18 protein-coding genes are annotated in these 17,510 nt (G+C 37.8%); 3 read left to right on the forward strand and 15 right to left on the reverse strand.

Annotation, left to right across the window (positions count from 1 at the left end; all coding sequences use genetic code 11):
* Positions 1 to 8 precede the first annotated feature (8 nt).
* Positions 9 to 1,868: an N-acetylmuramoyl-L-alanine amidase gene (locus ACRPLY_RS03350; RefSeq protein WP_432231548.1), complete on the reverse strand. Its 1,860-nt coding sequence runs from the start codon at positions 1,866 to 1,868 to the stop codon at positions 9 to 11.
* 471 nt (positions 1,869 to 2,339) lie between these two features.
* On the opposite strand from ACRPLY_RS03350, the gene ACRPLY_RS03355 reads away from it, so the two are divergent.
* Positions 2,340 to 2,720, forward strand: coding sequence for a plasmid mobilization protein (locus ACRPLY_RS03355; RefSeq protein WP_028413582.1), 381 nt, complete (start codon positions 2,340 to 2,342; stop codon positions 2,718 to 2,720).
* A 56-nt stretch (positions 2,721 to 2,776) separates the two neighbouring features.
* Here the strand turns inward: ACRPLY_RS03355 and ACRPLY_RS03360 are convergent, their stop codons facing one another.
* The 12 genes from ACRPLY_RS03360 to ACRPLY_RS03415 all read right to left on the reverse strand — a co-directional run bounded on the left by ACRPLY_RS03360 (position 2,777) and on the right by ACRPLY_RS03415 (position 11,566).
* Positions 2,777 to 2,956, reverse strand: a complete 180-nt coding sequence (locus tag ACRPLY_RS03360; RefSeq protein WP_025752091.1) for a hypothetical protein — start codon at positions 2,954 to 2,956, stop codon at positions 2,777 to 2,779.
* A gap of 97 nt (positions 2,957 to 3,053) precedes the next feature.
* A complete protein-coding gene (locus ACRPLY_RS03365; RefSeq protein ID WP_274863785.1) occupies positions 3,054 to 4,055 on the reverse strand; it encodes an N-acetylmuramoyl-L-alanine amidase family protein in 1,002 nt (333 codons plus the stop codon).
* A 96-nt stretch (positions 4,056 to 4,151) separates the two neighbouring features.
* Positions 4,152 to 4,688, reverse strand: a complete 537-nt coding sequence (locus ACRPLY_RS03370) for a hypothetical protein (RefSeq protein WP_432231549.1) — start codon at positions 4,686 to 4,688, stop codon at positions 4,152 to 4,154.
* Between the two features lie 135 nt (positions 4,689 to 4,823).
* Positions 4,824 to 6,146 carry an LLM class flavin-dependent oxidoreductase gene (locus tag ACRPLY_RS03375; RefSeq protein WP_033578807.1) on the reverse strand — a complete coding sequence of 441 codons (1,323 nt, stop codon included), beginning with the start codon at positions 6,144 to 6,146 and terminating at the stop codon, positions 4,824 to 4,826.
* A 1-nt stretch (position 6,147) separates the two neighbouring features.
* Entirely contained in the window at positions 6,148 to 6,870 is a 723-nt protein-coding gene (locus tag ACRPLY_RS03380) for a riboflavin kinase (protein ID WP_047751101.1), read from the reverse strand.
* Positions 6,871 to 7,035: 165 nt separating this feature from the next.
* Positions 7,036 to 7,809 carry an amino acid ABC transporter ATP-binding protein gene (locus ACRPLY_RS03385; protein WP_034265635.1) on the reverse strand — a complete coding sequence of 258 codons (774 nt, stop codon included), beginning with the start codon at positions 7,807 to 7,809 and terminating at the stop codon, positions 7,036 to 7,038.
* Complete coding sequence (locus ACRPLY_RS03390) at positions 7,806 to 8,516, reverse strand: amino acid ABC transporter permease (protein ID WP_155010187.1); 711 nt, start codon at positions 8,514 to 8,516, stop codon at positions 7,806 to 7,808. The genes ACRPLY_RS03385 and ACRPLY_RS03390 overlap by 4 nt, the downstream gene beginning before the upstream one ends.
* 27 nt (positions 8,517 to 8,543) lie before the next feature.
* Complete coding sequence (locus ACRPLY_RS03395; RefSeq protein WP_155010188.1) at positions 8,544 to 9,242, reverse strand: amino acid ABC transporter permease; 699 nt, start codon at positions 9,240 to 9,242, stop codon at positions 8,544 to 8,546.
* Positions 9,243 to 9,316: 74 nt separating this feature from the next.
* On the reverse strand, positions 9,317 to 10,138 hold the full coding sequence (locus ACRPLY_RS03400) for an amino acid ABC transporter substrate-binding protein (RefSeq protein ID WP_033578803.1): 822 nt from the start codon (positions 10,136 to 10,138) through the stop codon (positions 9,317 to 9,319).
* A 69-nt stretch (positions 10,139 to 10,207) separates the two neighbouring features.
* Positions 10,208 to 10,474: a glutaredoxin family protein gene (locus ACRPLY_RS03405; protein ID WP_028413591.1), complete on the reverse strand. Its 267-nt coding sequence runs from the start codon at positions 10,472 to 10,474 to the stop codon at positions 10,208 to 10,210.
* A gap of 26 nt (positions 10,475 to 10,500) precedes the next feature.
* Positions 10,501 to 11,025: a GNAT family N-acetyltransferase gene (locus ACRPLY_RS03410; protein WP_432231550.1), complete on the reverse strand. Its 525-nt coding sequence runs from the start codon at positions 11,023 to 11,025 to the stop codon at positions 10,501 to 10,503.
* Between the two features lie 10 nt (positions 11,026 to 11,035).
* On the reverse strand, positions 11,036 to 11,566 hold the full coding sequence (locus ACRPLY_RS03415; RefSeq protein WP_028413593.1) for a hypothetical protein: 531 nt from the start codon (positions 11,564 to 11,566) through the stop codon (positions 11,036 to 11,038).
* Between the two features lie 327 nt (positions 11,567 to 11,893).
* Here ACRPLY_RS03415 and ACRPLY_RS03420 point away from each other — a divergent pair, with 327 nt between their 5' ends.
* Positions 11,894 to 12,919, forward strand: coding sequence for an LLM class flavin-dependent oxidoreductase (locus ACRPLY_RS03420; protein ID WP_432231551.1), 1,026 nt, complete (start codon positions 11,894 to 11,896; stop codon positions 12,917 to 12,919).
* Between the two features lie 305 nt (positions 12,920 to 13,224).
* Complete coding sequence (locus ACRPLY_RS03425; RefSeq protein ID WP_063247285.1) at positions 13,225 to 14,046, forward strand: Cof-type HAD-IIB family hydrolase; 822 nt, start codon at positions 13,225 to 13,227, stop codon at positions 14,044 to 14,046.
* Positions 14,047 to 14,094: 48 nt separating this feature from the next.
* On the opposite strand, the gene ACRPLY_RS03430 is transcribed toward ACRPLY_RS03425, so the two are convergent.
* Both ACRPLY_RS03430 and ACRPLY_RS03435 read right to left on the reverse strand, forming a co-directional pair.
* Positions 14,095 to 15,438 carry a 2-hydroxycarboxylate transporter family protein gene (locus ACRPLY_RS03430; protein WP_432231552.1) on the reverse strand — a complete coding sequence of 448 codons (1,344 nt, stop codon included), beginning with the start codon at positions 15,436 to 15,438 and terminating at the stop codon, positions 14,095 to 14,097.
* Between the two features lie 143 nt (positions 15,439 to 15,581).
* The gene (locus ACRPLY_RS03435; RefSeq protein WP_034269256.1) at positions 15,582 to 17,291 is read right to left on the reverse strand and encodes an NAD-dependent malic enzyme; all 1,710 of its coding nucleotides are present in this window, start codon (positions 17,289 to 17,291) and stop codon (positions 15,582 to 15,584) included.
* Positions 17,292 to 17,510: the final 219 nt, after the last annotated feature.

Below are 17,510 nucleotides of genomic sequence, written 5' to 3' on the forward strand. Positions count from 1 at the left end.
ACTCTATTCTATTGTTTTTTAATCTCTACATCCGAAGCTTTCACAAACGCATAGCGGTGATTAAAATAAATTTGATAATATTCATCTTTTCCCACAATCATTTTGTGATCGTTTGGATTTGTTGTAAAAGTGGGTGCATAGTAATAGTCACTCCTTACTTTTTCTACCCCTACGTACACCTGATCCGGAGAGATTGTATACTGAAGTGGGACCATGTCTTTAACCGGGATATCAGAAGGATAGGCTGAAGCTTCCGGGAAAGCTCCTCCGTACACTTGAATGCTTTCTTTTCCTGCTTTTGGCGTTAATAATATGCCCGTACCTTTACTCGTATTTTTATTATGCGGATTGTAAAACCAGGCTTTTTGTCCTCCGTACCAAATCGCTGTCCATTCTCCTTTTGTCTCAGCCACTGCGTACGTTTGGCCCGTTACAGCTTTGCTTCCCCAGTCTAACGTTTGTTTCGTTCCTGGCCCTGAAGCTGCAGGCTCATTCAGTAGCGGTGAATCATTGCTAGGAGCTTGATGCAAATACACAAAGTTGGCCGGCTGCTTTGGTGCATCTGATACCTCTGGCTGATTGTTTTCAAAGACGGGATTAATTGTAACGGCTAGTTTGCTTGTATGCTGGCGCTCGACTGGGCTTCCTACTAAATCCATATAGTGCCCCCAATCCCAAAACGGCCCGGGATCCGAATGCATACCTGATTGAGCCTTAGGAGACAAACCCGGTACCTCGTCATGACCGATAATATGAGCTCGGTCTAATGGAATATGATATTCTTTGGCAAGGTGGCGTACGAGTCTTGCTGAAGAACGGTACATTTCTTCTGTAAACCACGCGGATCCTTCAAGGGCGAACCCTTCATGTTCGATTCCAATACTGTGCGTATTAAAATACCAGTTTCCTGCATGCCATGCTACATCTTTGTTATCAATCATCTGTGCAATGTGGCCATCACTTGAACGTATGACATAGTTTGCAGCTGCTCTGTTAGGGTTAGCAAACAAATCAATGGTTCCGTCATAACTTACTTCTGTATCATGAATAACAATATAGCGAACATCTGATTTTTGACGATTCGCAATATCATAGTTTCCGTAATCTGAAGGACTTTCGCTGAATTTCCCGTAAAATGCAGGGATGTATTCACATTTTAAAGATGCGGGACAATCCGCTTTATTCGTATTGGAATTTTCAGTGCGAGGAATCGATATATCTATGTTTTGAGGAGAAATTTTAAGATGCTGTCCATCTGAAGTTGTAAGCTCTGCTCCTTTTTCCAACGTTTCATATACATCATCGGCAAACACTCGAGCGTTTTCTTTATCCTGAGAAGAACTGTAAGCTGCGACTGCTTCGTACCATTTTTGTTCAGTGGACGGTACGTTTCCTCTTTTGTCTTTTGCAATAAAAGCTAGTACAGCAGCGCCACCACGAATATTTTGCACAGGGTCATTTTTTAATCTTTCTTTATCTGACTTAAGCAGCTTAGCAGCTAAGGAGAGCGTTTGCTGTTTGTCATATGCTGGTTGTGAAGACGCAGTTCCGTTTCCTTTTCCATCTTCTAAAAAAGGGATGTCTGTTAAATGCATGAGGCCGTATCCCCCGGCTGCGCTAGGTTTCCCATTATGACTTTCCCAGCGCGACTTGTTGTAGGAAATTGCTTTTAAAAGCGAAGCTGGCACACCAAATTCTTTAGATGCTTGTGCAAATGCTAGCTCCAAAGAGTCCGACTGATTCTCTGCAGCCTGAGCGACTGGAGGCGCTTGTAGCATATGAATAGGCGTATAACCTGTACATATAACCCCAGCCGCAAGCATGGCTGCCCCTATCTTGTTTAGTTTTAATCGTTTTTTTAGTTTCAAACGTATTCCTCCCCCGTAAAGTATGTAAATGAGGTAAATAAAGACATAATATGACTTTACCTCGTTCTCAACCATTTCGTCTTCTTTCTTTCTATTCCCTTGAGACAATAGTCTAGAAGATTCGACAGAGTTACTAGGAGGAAAGATGTGGTAGGAGGAAAAAACGATAAAAACCATCCCTCTTCTTTAAAACTGCGCTTTCAAAAATGGTGAGTACAAAGGCGGTATATTCATCCCTTTGGCTGCCTTTTTAATAAAGCAGCAATATTGTAGATAATGACATTACTTCTATAATTCAACTATTACTAAACCAAATTTCTTAATTTACCAGTTTTTTAACAGACTGCACGTTCGACATTTTAGTAACTTTTCACCATAGTTAACCATGGAAAAGGTTGCTATTATTAAAGACAAGAGAATGTTTACATATGATTGAACGCAGCAAGAACTGCTCTTGAAAGGAGATACCTTATGAGAGGACACAGCATTCCAGCAATTAAGTTGAATGAAGAAGAAAAAGAAAAATTAGAGGAACTTATTGAACACTATAATTTAAAACGAACGTCTCTCATTCGAAAATTTATTATGGACGGAAAAGTTAAGCCGCCTTTAATCGGCAAAGAAGCAGGTGTGGAACTATTAGTTAACCTGCGAAAAATTGAGTCTGAGCTAAGCCGGCTAAGCAATAATATGCATCAAATCGCAAAGTATTTACATAAACCAAAAGATAAGCAAAATCATTCACAGAACCTTGAACAAATCCTGTTAGAAATGATGAAAAAACAAAAACATGTGCAAGAAGATGTAGAAACTATTTCAGAGCAGCTTAGCGATCATTTATACGTTAAATAGAGAAAAAACGCTCTTTTCATTTTAGAAAAGAGCGTTTTTTATAAAGAAGTAGGGATTTAAATACTTTTTTTCATGCCGCACTTTGCGCATGTACGGATAAAAATAAAGTCTTTTACTAAGCTTTTAAATTTCACATGTCCACAGTTATCGCATCTGCCTGCAACTTTATCCGGAAACTCCTCATATACATATACTTTTGTTAAATCAATCGCTTCTTGTTGCTCTTCCATTTCCATCACACCTTTATGCATCTTTACGATTCAGCTCTTTATATTCTATCAAAAATAAATAAAATTACTAGGATGAAAGCTTCAAAAAAACAAGCAGGTTTCTTCACGATGTTTTTATCCGTTCAGCTTTGTACCACCATTTTTCTCTATCTAAAAATGCTTTTACATTCAATATTTTTTTATCGTGAAGTGTAAAGATGGCTACCGCAGCTCCTTCTTCAGAAAAGGTTACCGCTGTTTCTAACTTTTCTTTCGTCACAAACACTTTTAATGTTTCCATATTCTCTTTTGTTAATTCCGCAGTTGTGATAGTTTCTCCTTCAATGATTGTATCTTTTTTTTCAATAAAATGTTCTCCATCAATTATCCAGGCTGCATGCGTTTCACTATCAACTTGAAAGAGGGTATTCTTTTTTAAATAACCTGTTCTCTCTGACATATTGGTATACTTATACGTCTCCTTATCCTCGGTTGTTTTTATCCATAAAGGTTTATATAAAAAAGTAGGCTTTAGAAACCCTTCCTCGTCAGGATCTCCCACAGAATTTGTAGATTTAGGCTCCAAGTTTAAAAACTGCGCAATCCCTTTTGCATATGCCACCCCCATATCTTTTAGAAATTGAGGATTTTTTAAGAGCTTTGCATCGTGTTCTGTATCAATAAACCCAATTTCAGTTAATACAGACGGCATATATGAACGCCTTAACACACTATAATTAGCTAATTTCCTGCCTCGGTTAGAGTGATTGTATTTAGCGAGAACAAATTTCACATGATCGTGAATATCGTTTCGTAACACAATGGTTTGGTTATTTATATTTTTGCTATAAATAAAATCTTCATATCCCGTTTCGCCACCTGAATTTATATGAATAGATAAGTATACATCAGCCCCCCACACATTGGCTTTGTTGACCCGTTCATTTAATGACAAAAACACATCGGTTGTACGCGTTGTACAAAGAGAAAATCCTTGATAATGAGCAGAAAGAAAAGAGATGATGTGCTGTTGAACAGCTAACACTACGTCTTTTTCATATAACCCGTTGGCTACAGCCCCTAGATCTGCCCCTCCGTGACCTGCATCTAAATAAATTTTTTTCATATAACCCGTCTCCTCCTTATTCTTAGCATATGCATGAATAAGCGAAGACGTTTGTTATACAAAACTACTTTTATGTATAAAGCTTTTTGCTATAGCTCATTTAGAAGTCTTTACAACTGATTTACCATAGCTGGTAACATTAAAATATGTATTTGATCCATCGTCTTCATTGATCACAACATCTAAGTCATGAAAATAACGATGAAGTTCTTTTAACAGTGCTTGATCTTTCGTCTGCTCTAGCTGTCCAGCGAGCTTTTCCATATGCTGAAAGTCTTTCTTTAAAACAGAATCTTTTACTTCAATCGTGCCAATGGTATTTTTAATGGCTCCCGCTTCTTCTTGTACGGCAGGCCAGTCCGGGTGCTCAATGGCACTCCACCCCGTCAAATCATTTAGTACGTCATGATGTTCAGCTATAAAATCTTTTGCCTGCTGATCGTTGCTTTCCAGCTTATCAACTTTTTGTTGATTCACTTTAATGGCACTTGCCTTTATACTTTGCTGTGATAAAAAAGGAATTTTTCCGTTTTGGTACAATATCCATCCTGTCGCTCCTCCCCCGACTAAAAGAACGGATAAAGATATCCACATAATCATACGCTTCTTCTTACTTTTATGTCTTTTTTCCATTTGACTCCTTTCCGGGTATTCAAAACCCTTTAGGCCTTATGAACTGAAACGAATAACCTACAAAAATAATTTTACCATATTTTTAATATTAAAAATATTAAAAAAGAGACTCCTTCGAGTCTCTTTTAATCCACTTCAGTTAACTTTCACCTGTGTGTAACGATTTTTAGGAACATTCAATTGCAAGTTACTTCTTAACGTACTCCCTTCGTATTCTGTACGATACAGGCCTCTTTCTTGCAGTATCGGTACGACGTGTTCAACAAAGTCATCTAAGCCATGCGGAACGCTTGAATGAATAATAAAGCCGTCAGCTCCTTTTTCTTCAAACCACTGTTGCATCAAATTAGCGATATGCTCTGGCGTCCCAATAAATTGTGTTTTAGGTGTAGCAATTCGCAGCGCCACTTCTCGCAGTGTCCACTTATGTTTTTTAGCGTTTTCTTTGATTTTATCAGTTGTACTGCGGAAACTATTACTTCCGATATCCCCTAAATCAGGAAACGCCTCATCTAATGGAAACTGTGAAAAATCAAAATGATCGAAAAAACGTCCTAAATAGTTGAGCGCATGTTCAATTGTTACCAATTGAGCAAGTTCTTCATATTTTCTTTCGGCTTCTTCGGTTGTACTGCCAATGATAGGACCTATTCCCGGGAAAATTAAAAGTTCGTTTTCATTGCGTCCTTGCGCTACGGCTCTTGATTTTACATCTTGGTAAAAAGCTTTTGCTTCTTCTAAATTATCTTGTCCCGTAAACACTGCGTCAGCCGTTTTCGCTGCTAAATCTTTTCCGCTTTCAGAGGAGCCTGCTTGAAACACTACGGGCTGCCCCTGAGCTGAGCGGCCAATGTTTAACGGACCTTCTACAGAAAAAAATTCCCCTTTGTGGTGCAAGCGATGCAGCTTTTTCTCTTCAAAAAATTGTCCGGTTTCTTTATTTCGAATAAATGCATCATCTTCCCAAGAATCCCATAATCCCTTCGTTACTTCTAGAAACTCTTCAGCTATTCTATAGCGTTTATCATGAGTGGGGTGCTCTTTTCCATAGTTAAGCGCAGATCCTTCCAATGGAGATGTTACAACATTCCATCCCGCTCGGCCGCTGCTAATATGATCAAGTGAAGCAAATTGTCTAGCCACCGTAAACGGCTCGCTATACGAAGTCGATAGAGTGCCAACTAAACCAATATGAGAAGTGACAGAAGCAAGTGCTGATAGAATAGTGAGAGGTTCAAAACGATTCAAAAAATGCGGAAGCGATTTTTCATTAATATATAACCCATCGGCAATGAACACTAAATCAAATTTTCCTTCTTCCGCTTTTTGAGCCTGCTGCTTGTAAAAACCGAAATTAACGCTGGCATCTGACAAAATTTCAGGGTGTCTCCATGCCCCCATGTTTCCTCCCACTCCATGAATAATAGCCCCTAGCTTTAATTGTCTTTTTATTGTCATATTACCATTCTCCTTTTTCATATCCATTCATAAATTCTCGTAGTTGATTGGTCAAACCGCCTGCTCCAAAGCGAAGGACTCCTTCTTTTTCTGTCTTTCTTTCATTTCCTTCCTGTGCAAATTGCAAAAAAGCGATAACGTGAACTCTTCTAGGGTGAATATTTTCAATTCCTTCGTCATAAAACCATTGATCAATTGTATTGTAAATCCCTTTATTGACTCTGAATTGGCTGTGGCACCAATTAAAAAACTGTAGATCAGGCAGATTTAAATATCTCGCTTGCCCTAGCTTGGAAGCTGTATGTTCACTAGATACATAGCCCATATGTTGAAATCTTTGCTTAACTTGTAGTGTATCGGCTTTAATTTGATGTTTTAAAAACTCAATGGAAGGGAACTTTTTCTCACCTCGCACCCGAAAGATAACGTCGCATTGAACTGTCTCTCCATAAATAACGTCGTTAAAATCCAAAATATGAACCTCAAATGTTTTAGATAGTTCCGATCCAAATGTCGGCTTAACGCCTACATTCATAACTCCTATATGTTCAAGTCCCCGCAGATGAACGAGGACACCATACACGCCATTTTTTAATTCCTCATGCTGAGTATCTATATTAGCTGTCGGAAAACCCAAATGTCTTCCTTGCTGCCTTCCAGGTACAACCTGGCCTTTTATAATAAGTTTTTTGCTTGTTTTAGCTTTTAATGCTCCTCGATTCACTACGTTCACCCTTCTTCCCTTAAGTCTAGTAAAAAATAAAAGGTTCTTTGCACAATGCGTGACATTGTGCAAAGAACCTCTAGTGATCTAGTCGGTTTGTTTAATTTGATGATTTTATCATATACTTATTATTCCTATGAGTCAAGTGGGTTTTAAATTAAAATATTAGATTGTTTTTTCATAAACATAAGAGTAAGGCGAATGCGTTGGGTTAATACGCTTGAAAAATTGCTTTGTTCGATCTTCTTTTGGATTTAAAAATATTTCTTCAGGATGACCTTGTTCGACAATCTTTCCTCCGTCCATAAACACCACGTGATTAGAGACTTCACGGGCAAAACTCATTTCGTGCGTAACAATAATCATCGTAATTCCTTCTTCAGCAATTTTACGAATAACAGACAGTACTTCACCCACCAGTTCAGGGTCCAAAGCAGACGTTGGCTCATCAAATAAAATGACTTCAGGATTTAAAGCAAGCGCTCTAGCGATACCCACTCGCTGCTGTTGACCTCCTGATAACTGACTTGGGTACGCATTTGCTTTTTCAGCAAGCCCAACTTTTTCAAGGACGTCTAAACTTCGTTGTTTTGCTTCTTCCTTTGGCAGCTTTTGAACAATAACTAGCCCCTCCATAATATTTTCAATAACGGTTTTGTGTTTAAACAAATTGTATTGCTGAAAAACCATCGTTGTTTTTTGTCGAAGAGTTAAAATATCTTTGCGGTTTGGCTTTTGGCACTGAACCGTAAATTGATCGATTGAAACTTCTCCTTCATCTGCTTTTTCTAAGAAATTAATGCAGCGTAAAAACGTAGTCTTTCCAGAGCCACTCGGCCCTAAAATGGTCACAACGTCCCCTTTTTTAACAATTAAATCAATACCGTCCAATACTGTATGTTGACCAAATGTTTTTTTAATATTTGTTAATGTAATCATACAATCCCTCCTCGATTATAAACCGTTAATTTTCGTTCAAGCAGCGCTGTTATTCCTTCTATTAACATCGTCAGCATCCAATAAATAAGGGCAGCAGCAATATAGGCTTCTAAAAACTTAAGATTATTTGAAGCTACGATATTAGCTGCACCGTTTAACTCTTTTTGTGAGACGATGAATGCGATAGAAGACGTATGCAAAAAGCCGATGAAGATATTGCATAAATTTGGTAAAGATAAAGCAAACGCCTGAGGGAAAACAATTCGTTTCATCGATTGAAAACGATTCATTCCAATGGAATACGCAGCCTCAATTTGTCCTTTTTCTACCGCTAACAAACCAGAGCGAATGATCTCTGACATATAAGCCCCCGCTGTAAAAGACAAAGCGATTAATACAAATACGACAATAGGAATGCTGTTTGCATTGAAGCCCCATCCATAGTAGCTTGATAGTTTATTAATCAATAGCGGGAACCCTAGGTAAATAACCATAATATGAAGAATGGCAGGCGTTCCTCGAAAAAATGATACGTATACGTTGGCAATAGGCGTTATTATTTTTACTGAATTAATTCTCACAGCCGCAACAGCAATACCAATAAGCAATCCGCCTAGTAATGGACCGATGGTAATAAGGAGTGTTAAAGGTAATGCCTTCAAAATTTCTACAAATGCTGTCCATATAAACGGTACGTCAATAATCATGTTTACACCTCTTTTAGTAAGCTCGTTTTATACATGAACAGGCTGATCGTGTTTTTGCAGCTTCTGTTCGGATTTCATAAAAAATTTCTCTAATATAATGGCTACCAAATAATAAATAATGGCAAGTGCAATATATACTTCAACTGCATGAGCCGTTGCTGCGATAATGGTATCTCCTCTTCCCATCATATCCATGACACCAATGGTAAAGGCTAAAGACGTATCTTTTAAGGAACCAATCACAAGGTTTCCAAAGTTAGGAAATGCTACAACGAGAGCTTGCGGCAGCAAAATTCGAGTGAACGTTTGTTTTCCGGTCATTCCTACACTATACGCTGCTTCAGTTTGCCCTTTATCTACACTATTAATGGCACCGCGCATCATTTCAGAAAAAGACGCCGCCGTGCTCAGTGAATATGTGATAATCACAAATACGAGCGGAGCCATTCTAGAAACGTCAATATGAATCAATTGTAAGAGGGCAGGTACCCCGTAAAAAACTAAAAATAATTGAATTAAAATAGGCGTCCCCCTCATAAAAGAAATATAAACTGCTGCTAATTGACTTAACACCGGTACTTTATAAATACGAGGCAGGGCAATAAACAATCCCAAGGTACTGCCAATCAAAAGTGAAGCAACCAAAATCCAAATTGTAATATGCAAATAAGATAATAATTGAGGAATAGAGGTGAAAATCAGCTCTATATCAAATGCTTTTCCCATCTTTTTCTCTCCTTTGTTTCCCTCTACAGGTAGCGAAAGGACCCAAGTTCAAGGCTTGGGTCACAGTAAGTGATTTAGTTATTTCCAGCTGCTTTTGTATAATCTTCTCCTAGCCATTTTTTGCTTAATTTTGTCAATGTTCCGTCTTCTTTTATTTCTTTTAGCGCTTTATCAACATCTTTTTGTAAACCTGTTTCATTTTTTCGAAGCATAAAATATACTTTTGAATTTGAAATAGCAGGTCCCACAACTTTTTGCTCTGCGTCCGCTTGCTTATTGACAAAGTCAACTGCAAACGGCGTACTAATTGTAGCGTCCGCACGTCCTGTTTTTAGCTGCGTTTTTGTATCATCAGATCCTTGACCTGAATAAACGATATCAATTTTATTTCCATGTTCTTTGTTATACTTATCGATTAAGTTAGCAGAGTTACTCGTTGCTCCTACAATTACCTTTTTACCGCTCAAATCTTTAATTGATTTAATTGACGTATTTTTTTCATTTACAACTACATGTAGCGGAAAGATATTATAAGGTTCTTTATTAAACAGGAACTTTTGTTTTCTTTCTTCATTCACTTCCATCTGATGGGCGACTAAATCAATTTTGTTGGATTCCAAGCTCAAAAGTAAATTAGAAAAATCCATCGTTTTGAATTCAAACTTATAGTTTGGAAGACGTTTGTCTATTTCTTTAACAAGCTCTACGTCATAACCCGTTAGATTTCCTTTATTGTCAAGAAAGCAAATGTTGGGAAATTGCGTACCCGTTCCCACAATAATTTTTTGCACTTTGTCTTTGCTTGCGTTAGCTGCTGTTTCTTTATTGGGTGTTCCGCAAGCGGCTAATAATAAAAGAAGTGATAAAAAGATAGCTGTCAGCTGTAGTTTTTTCATGTGTTTGGTCCCTCACTATGTCTCAAAATAATTTATTGTTTTAACGAGTTAATAAAATGGATGTTGCAGCTATTTAACGATTGGTGAATAGTCTTCAATCAACTTTTCTATTTGTTCATAATCTTTTTCAATAACTCCTTTAAACTGCCCCTTATCTCCAATTTCAACGACCGGTACATGACGAATACCGTATTTAATTTCAAGTAGATCTCGCAAATAATCTTTTCCTTCTACATCGATACTTTCATATTGATGGCCTTTTTCATGAAAATATGCTTTTAGTTCTTCACAATGATGACAACCTTTTCGATTCCATAATAAAATTTTCACTGACATGGTTTCTCCTCTTTTCTTTTAAATGATTAATTAGCTTGTTGTAACTCCTTGTGTTTTTCTAACTCATATCTTTCGGGATGTAAGATCTTCCTTAAGAATACGCCTTTTCCTTCTTCTCCTTGATCGACTTCAAAAAAGCGTTCATACCCTTTTCTTTCATACATAGGAATCAGCCATGGGTGTCGATCAGAAGTAGCTAATGTAACAGCAGGAGCCCCCAGTTGATCTCGAATAATCGTTTCTTCAACCCACGTTAAGAGTTTAGAACCTACTCCTTTCTTTTTAAGCAAAGGATCTACCGCAAACCACCATAAGAAAGGCCAGTTCGTTATTTCTTTATACGTTCTTGCTGTAATCGTAGCTACGATTTTTTCATCACTTTCCAGCACGTAGCAGCGGCTGTTTTGAATGTTTTCTTTTAAAAGTTGAATCGTTGCCGTCGCAGCAGGAAATTTAATTCCTAGCTTTCGAATCGGCTCATATGCTCGAAGCGTTAAATCCAACAGTTCTTCAGCATCTTCTACGGTAGCTAATCGAAATAATTCACTCATTTTCTTCACCTCATTTTATAAATGTTTGAAGGGATAGATTACCTTTGTAAATCAGCTCATCCACCGCTTCCTTTAAACGACTTTTGGCATTCGCATTGTTAATACCTGTAAAAGAGACGTATTCATGCAGTAGAAAAAGACTGCTGAGCCAGTAAGGTCTACCTAAAAAAGACGCTAAAAGTTTTAAATCATACTTAGCTTTTAGTAAAGAATTCACATTTTCACCAATAAGAATTGGCAGAAGTATTTTTTTATACAATAAATCTTCTGGCAATATTTTTGTTAGCCGTTCAAAAGATTCTACGTATGTTTCATTTACTCCCGATAACAGAACGACAATGCTTTTAGCTTGGTTCATTTTCGAAATAAATGCCTTTACTTCTTTCTGCGCTTCCTGCTTCAAAGCGTGTACATCATGATACGAGATAGCTTCGGCGTGCACTCCTTTTGAGGTTAAGCAAGCTTCTAGCTCATCTTTCACTGAGGCTATTTGTTGATAATTATGAGAGCTTCCGTTATATAAAATACATACATCGCTCACCTTTTCCCCCTCCTTTTTACAGCAAAAAGGCTCCTAGAGTTTCCTCAGGAGCCTTTGGTAGACCAATCAGCTTTAACTGTTTCTTTGATAAAACCGGAGAATGAAGTGAAGTGTCTTTGAAACATACTCACTCAATTCTTATTTATCCAAGTTGTTTTATCGGCTTTTCTATTTGATGATTCAACTATATAGCCTCAAAATGGCAAAGTCAACTTATTTTTCAAAAAATATTTTTCTTTAAAAAAACTCTTTTCATCTGGAAAATCCTTTGCTAAAATTATTTCCAATTATTCTTACCTTTTTTATCAACTTTAAGGAGTGTTTTCAGTGAAATTAAGTATTTTAGATCAAAGCCCGCGTTATGAAGGTGAGCGTGCTGAAGATGCATTTCAGCATACCATTCAATTAGCTCAGCTAGCAGAAGAACTTGGCTACCACCGTTTTTGGGTAGCGGAGCATCATGACTCTGAACATGTTGTAGGATCATCACCCGAAGTGTTAATTTCTCACCTGCTCGCCAAAACGCATCATATCCGTATCGGCTCAGGCGGTGTTATGCTTCAACACTACAGCCCTTATAAAGTAGCAGAAAATTTTAACGTTTTAGCCTCATTATCTCCAAATCGCATCGATCTTGGAATCGGCAGAGCACCAGGAGGACTACCTCATTCTACTCAAGCCTTGCAACAAAACTCTCAGCCCACTAAGTCCTTAACAGACAAACTGATAGAACTTAAACAATACCTAAACGATACGCTGCCGGAAGATCACCCTCTTTACGGTTTAAAAGCCTATCCAAGGCCCCAAAAAGCAGCAGATATGTTTTTACTGGGAGCAAGTGCTTCAAGCGCAGAGCTAGCGGCATCTCTAAATCTTCCTTATGTATTTGCTCAATTCATTAATGGTGATCAAAAAGTGCTAGAAGAAGCGATTTCCGTCTATAATCAGCACGTTTCATCCCATGCACGCTCGCTTGTCGTTGCCCTTTCCGTCATCGTAGCGGATACCGTAGAAGAAGCAAAAGCATTAGCATCCAGCACAAAAATATTTAAAGTATACTTACAAAGTGGGAAATCCGCTACATTAGGCTCCAAAGAAAAAGCGGAAGAATTTGGTCAGCAGTCTAAAGAAAGCTATCGAATTGAAGAAAAAGAAGCAAACGTCATATACGGCACAAAAGAAACCGTTCGTCAAAAGCTCCAAGCTTTGAAACAGGCATTTTCTATTGATGAATTTATTATTCTTACTGCTCTTCAAGATTTTGAACAAAAAAAGCGGTCTTATACGCTCTTAAAAGAAGCTTTCAGTGAAGGAGATGCTCAGAAAACGAATCAAACTCTAGCAGCTTACTAATCAAGAGGCTGAAATAAAAGAATTTTAGTCGAAGTAAAATACGAAGTAATAATTAAAATGATTGATTATTACTTCGTATTTTTTCGTTGTCATGGTAAACGTAGCTTTCATGTGTTTAATTGCTTTTAGCTATTGATTGGGCTGTTTTAGCTATGTCTCAAGTTCTTTGTTTCATCTACTTACGAGGCGTTCAAACAAAGTATACGCATGCTTCTTTTTTTCAAAAAATCATTAAATTGAATCAAACGTTTTTTTATAGTACCATATGAAGATATGAGTCTAGTAGAAGAAGGGAATTTAAAATTATGCCTTACAAAATGATTGTTTTAGATTTGGATGACACACTATTATGCGATGATCACACTATTTCTCCCCGCACAAAAGAAGCATTAATGAAGGCGCAAGAATCGGGAGTAAAAGTTGTACTTGCTTCTGGCCGACCAACTTACGGAATGGTTCACATCGCCAAAGAACTGGAGTTAGAAAAGTACGGAAGCTTTATTTTATCGTTTAACGGGGCGAAAATTATTAATTGCTTAACAAATGAAGAGCTATTTAGCAGCACCTTATCTCCGCGTACTGTTGCACGTCTCGACGATATTAGCCGCGAAGAAGGCGTCTTAATTCATACGTACGTTGGAGATGAAATTATAACCGAAGTAGAAAATAAATTTACGGATATTGAAAGTGACATTACAGGTCTGCCGATCCGTGTTGTTTCATCTTTTACTGATGCCGTTACAGAACCTGTTGTAAAAGTACTCATGCTGGCAGAGCCGGAAAAGCTAGTTCATGTGGAAAAGAAACTTCAAAAGCAGCTTCAAGGAGAGCTAAGCGTAATGCGCTCTAAACCATACTTCCTTGAATTTACAGAAGAAGGTGTCACAAAAGGGACAAGCTTACATTTATTAATTCAACAGCTTGGCATTACACGTGATGAAGTGATTGCTATTGGCGACAGTTATAATGATCTTGCCATGATTGAATTTGCTGGACTTGGCGTAGCAATGGGAAATGCTCCTGAAGATATTAAAGAAAAAGCCAACCACGTAACAGATACAAACATGAACGACGGTGTGGCAAAAGTTGTGGAAGAATTCATCTTAAAACCTGTTAGTGTTTCATAAGACAAAAAAAGCAGCTCATACGAACCGAGCTGCTTTTTTGTTTTGATTTTATACTCCTAAAAGTTTCATAAGAAGCGTAGCTAAAATAACAGTAGAAGCGCCTCCAAGTCTTGTTGCTACTTGAGCAAATGGCATAAGTGACATACGGTTGGAAGCTGATAAAATCGCTACGTCTCCCGTACCTCCTAAACCGCTGTGACAGCCGGTTACAATTGCTGCATCCACTGGATGCATTTTCATCATTTTACCTACAAAATAACCCGTTGCTACCATAGCCATAACAACTGCTGCACATACGACTACATAACCTGGTGTCACAATTTTCACTACATCTTCAAGAGGAATATACAAAATTCCTAGCCCTACCATTAACGGCCATGTCAAGCTCGTAGAAATGAATTTGTACATATGGTAAGCACCTTGCTCCATCTTAGCAGGCATTACTTGTAAACATTTGACTAGCGTTGCCGCTACGATCATTAAAACTGGACCTGGAATTCCTAAAAACTTATGTGCTAAGCCTCCGAAAATAAAGAAACTACATGCAATTAAAAGACCTGCGCCCATTAACGAAAAATCTACTGGTTTCTTGATATTTGTATCTTCTGAGATGCCATCTCCACCTTTTGTCTTCACAAGAACTCCATTACCTGTTAATTCTGGCTTTTTCTCTCCTAGACGTTTCATTAAGCCAGCACATACGATAGCAACGATGTTTCCAATAACAGCAGCTGGAATCATTTGCGACACAAAAGATTCTGCTGAACTACCTAAAATTTGAGAATAAGCAAGTGAAAGCGGTAAAATACCTTCACCAATTCCTCCTCCAATGATTGGTACAACAATATAGAAAAATGTATGTTTTGCTCCGTAACCAAATAACATCCCAACGGCTACGCCTGCAGCTACAGCGGCTAGCGTACCTAACACAAGCGGTACGAACATACGTGTAAAGCCTTGAATTAAAACTTTACGGTTCATGCCCAGAATACTTCCGGCTACTAAACAAGAAATATAAAGGTATAAAAAGTTTGATGTTTTCATCAAAGTTGTTACCGCTTCCATAGACGCGGGATTTAAAACATTATAAAAAACTAATACGGAAGGTACAAGCAGTGATAAAATAGCTGGTCCGCCAATATCTTTTAAAATCGGAATTTTTAATCCTAAATCACCAAGTAGCATTCCCATTACCATAATAATCGCAAATCCGCCAATCATATCTGGAGGAAGTTCGTTGTAAACGGCCGCGCCATATACAATCAATGCAAGTAAAACGTATAGCGGTAGAGGAATAACTCCTACTTTAATATTGTTGATTCGGTTCCAAAAACCCCTATTTTCAGGCTGTGAATCTTGAGTAAACGTTTCCAATTTACGTGCTGTATTCATCTCATAACCCCCTGTGGTTCTAATATAGAGAATCATACACAAGTTTAAAAAAACTATATACGTTATGTAACTTAAGAATTCTTTTTGTAACTAAAAAAAGCACAGCTTCTTTTTTCAGAAGCTGTGCTTTTTCTATCTAAAAATTAAGCATTTACTGTTTCTAAAGCTTTAATTTCTTTGTATGTTGGTTCCCACATTGCTGCTTTTACTGCCGCTTTTACATCTGTTGGAACTTCTTTTGCAACGCCATCTTTAATTGCTGCGTTAGCAACCGCTAAAGCAACGTTATATGATACTTCACGTAATTCTTCTACGCGTGGTAGTAATGAAGCTCCTGGTTTGCTGCTGTCTACCATTTGAGCTACAGCGTGTGCACATGCTGCGAACATGCTGTCTGTAATAACTTCTGCTTTTACCACGATTGATCCAAGACCAAGACCAGGGAAAACAAAAGCATTATTAGATTGACCAATTTCATATTCCACACCGTCGTAGTTAACTGGTTCAAACGGACTTCCAGTCGCTACAAGTGCTTTTCCTTCTGTCCAATTTAATAGGTTTTCAGGAGTAGCTTCCGCAAGCGGAGTTGGATTTGACATTGGTAAAATAGCTGGGCGTTCTACATGCTTCGCCATTTCTTTTACGATTTCTTCTGAGAATGCGCCTGCTACACCAGACGTACCAATTAAGATTGTTGGCTTAACTTGTCTGACAACTTCTAAAAGAGAAATTTTGTCTTCTTCACGGTTCCAGTCCTTCACTTCTTCTGCTTTTCGTGCATAAGGCGTTTGGAAACCTAATAAATCGTCCATGTCATCTGTTAAAAGGCCTCGGAAATCGACTGCCCAGAAGTTTTTGTATGCTTCATCTTCTGTGATCCCGTCTAATACCATTGCATCACGTACTTGATCTGCAATACCGATACCTGCTGTACCTGGTCCAAAGATTAAAACACGGTGGTCACGAAGTGGCATTTTAGACACTTGAACTGCTGAGAAAATAGCGGCAAGCGTTACGGCACCTGTGCCTTGAATATCATCATTAAACGTTAGAATTTCTTTTCCGTACTTGTTAATAATATTACGAGCATTTACATTACCGAAATCTTCCCAGTGTAACAGTGCATTAGGGAATATTTCAAGAGATTTTGAAATAAATTGATCTACGAAATGATCATAGCGCTCACCGCGGATACGTTCATGGCGGTTTCCGATATATAAAGGATCATTTAATAATTTTTCGTTGTTTGTTCCTACATCAAGAACAACTGGAAGTACTCTGCTTGGATCGATTCCTGCTGCAGCTGTGTACACGGCTAATTTACCGATAGCAATATTAATACCACCAACGCCCCAGTCACCAATTCCTAAAATACTTTCTGAATCTGTAATAACCATTAAATCAATGTCTTCACTATTTGCATCGATATTTTTAAGAGCTTCTTCAATGCCTTCTACATTATCGATTGACAAGTATACGCCACCCGGACGGCGATATTCGTGGCTGTATTCTTGGATTGCTTGTCCAACTGTTGGTGTATAAACAACCGGAAGCATTTCTTTTAAGTGATCTTGCAATAAACGATAAAATAATACAGCATTACGGTTCTGTAAATCGTTTAAATACACATTCTTACCAAGGTTATCTGCCTGAGCTAAAAATTGCTCATATGCACGTTTTGCCTGCTCATCTAAACTTAAAGTCATTGGAGGAAGTAAACCTTCTAATCCTAACGTTTTACGCTCTTCTTTTGTAAAAGCTACTCCTTTGTTTAACATTGGAGCTCCTAAAATTTCTTTCCCACGTAAAGTCGTTTCAATTGTTTCATTATCTGTAAAAAATACGTTGCGCATACGACTATCTTCCTTTCTGTAGACTTGTATGACAAGCATACAAGTTGGTTAGATTTAAGTAATTGATACCTTATATGGATATTACTCATATTATTCAAATGTCCGTTAACTTTTTATGAATAGCTTGCTAATTCATTTGACAATAGTATATTTTATGCCTATCTATTTCTGCTGTCAACTATTTTAGTAGAGCAATTTTTTAGTTATAAAGAGGTAGAA

The sequence above is a fragment of the Priestia sp. TGN 0903 genome (assembly GCF_050846855.1).
GTDB lineage: Bacteria > Bacillota > Bacilli > Bacillales > Bacillaceae_H > Priestia > Priestia zanthoxyli.

What these genes read in the sequence shown, in the direction of transcription:
- ACRPLY_RS03360 (WP_025752091.1), bottom strand. Translation starts at nt 2,956, where the DNA reads ATGGAAATGGAAGAGCAACAAGAAGCGATTGATTTAACAAAAGTATAT.
- ACRPLY_RS03385 (WP_034265635.1), bottom strand. Translation starts at nt 7,809, where the DNA reads ATGATTACATTAACAAATATTAAAAAAACATTTGGTCAACATACAGTA.
- ACRPLY_RS03405 (WP_028413591.1), bottom strand. Translation starts at nt 10,474, where the DNA reads ATGTCAGTGAAAATTTTATTATGGAATCGAAAAGGTTGTCATCATTGT.
- ACRPLY_RS03370 (WP_432231549.1), bottom strand. Translation starts at nt 4,688, where the DNA reads ATGGAAAAAAGACATAAAAGTAAGAAGAAGCGTATGATTATGTGGATA.
- ACRPLY_RS03410 (WP_432231550.1), bottom strand. Translation starts at nt 11,025, where the DNA reads ATGAGTGAATTATTTCGATTAGCTACCGTAGAAGATGCTGAAGAACTG.
- ACRPLY_RS03395 (WP_155010188.1), bottom strand. Translation starts at nt 9,242, where the DNA reads ATGGGAAAAGCATTTGATATAGAGCTGATTTTCACCTCTATTCCTCAA.
- ACRPLY_RS03400 (WP_033578803.1), bottom strand. Translation starts at nt 10,138, where the DNA reads ATGAAAAAACTACAGCTGACAGCTATCTTTTTATCACTTCTTTTATTA.
- ACRPLY_RS03365 (WP_274863785.1), bottom strand. Translation starts at nt 4,055, where the DNA reads ATGAAAAAAATTTATTTAGATGCAGGTCACGGAGGGGCAGATCTAGGG.
- ACRPLY_RS03355 (WP_028413582.1), top strand. Translation starts at nt 2,340, where the DNA reads ATGAGAGGACACAGCATTCCAGCAATTAAGTTGAATGAAGAAGAAAAA.
- ACRPLY_RS03375 (WP_033578807.1), bottom strand. Translation starts at nt 6,146, where the DNA reads ATGACAATAAAAAGACAATTAAAGCTAGGGGCTATTATTCATGGAGTG.
- ACRPLY_RS03435 (WP_034269256.1), bottom strand. Translation starts at nt 17,291, where the DNA reads ATGCGCAACGTATTTTTTACAGATAATGAAACAATTGAAACGACTTTA.
- ACRPLY_RS03425 (WP_063247285.1), top strand. Translation starts at nt 13,225, where the DNA reads ATGCCTTACAAAATGATTGTTTTAGATTTGGATGACACACTATTATGC.
- ACRPLY_RS03430 (WP_432231552.1), bottom strand. Translation starts at nt 15,438, where the DNA reads ATGAATACAGCACGTAAATTGGAAACGTTTACTCAAGATTCACAGCCT.
- ACRPLY_RS03390 (WP_155010187.1), bottom strand. Translation starts at nt 8,516, where the DNA reads ATGATTATTGACGTACCGTTTATATGGACAGCATTTGTAGAAATTTTG.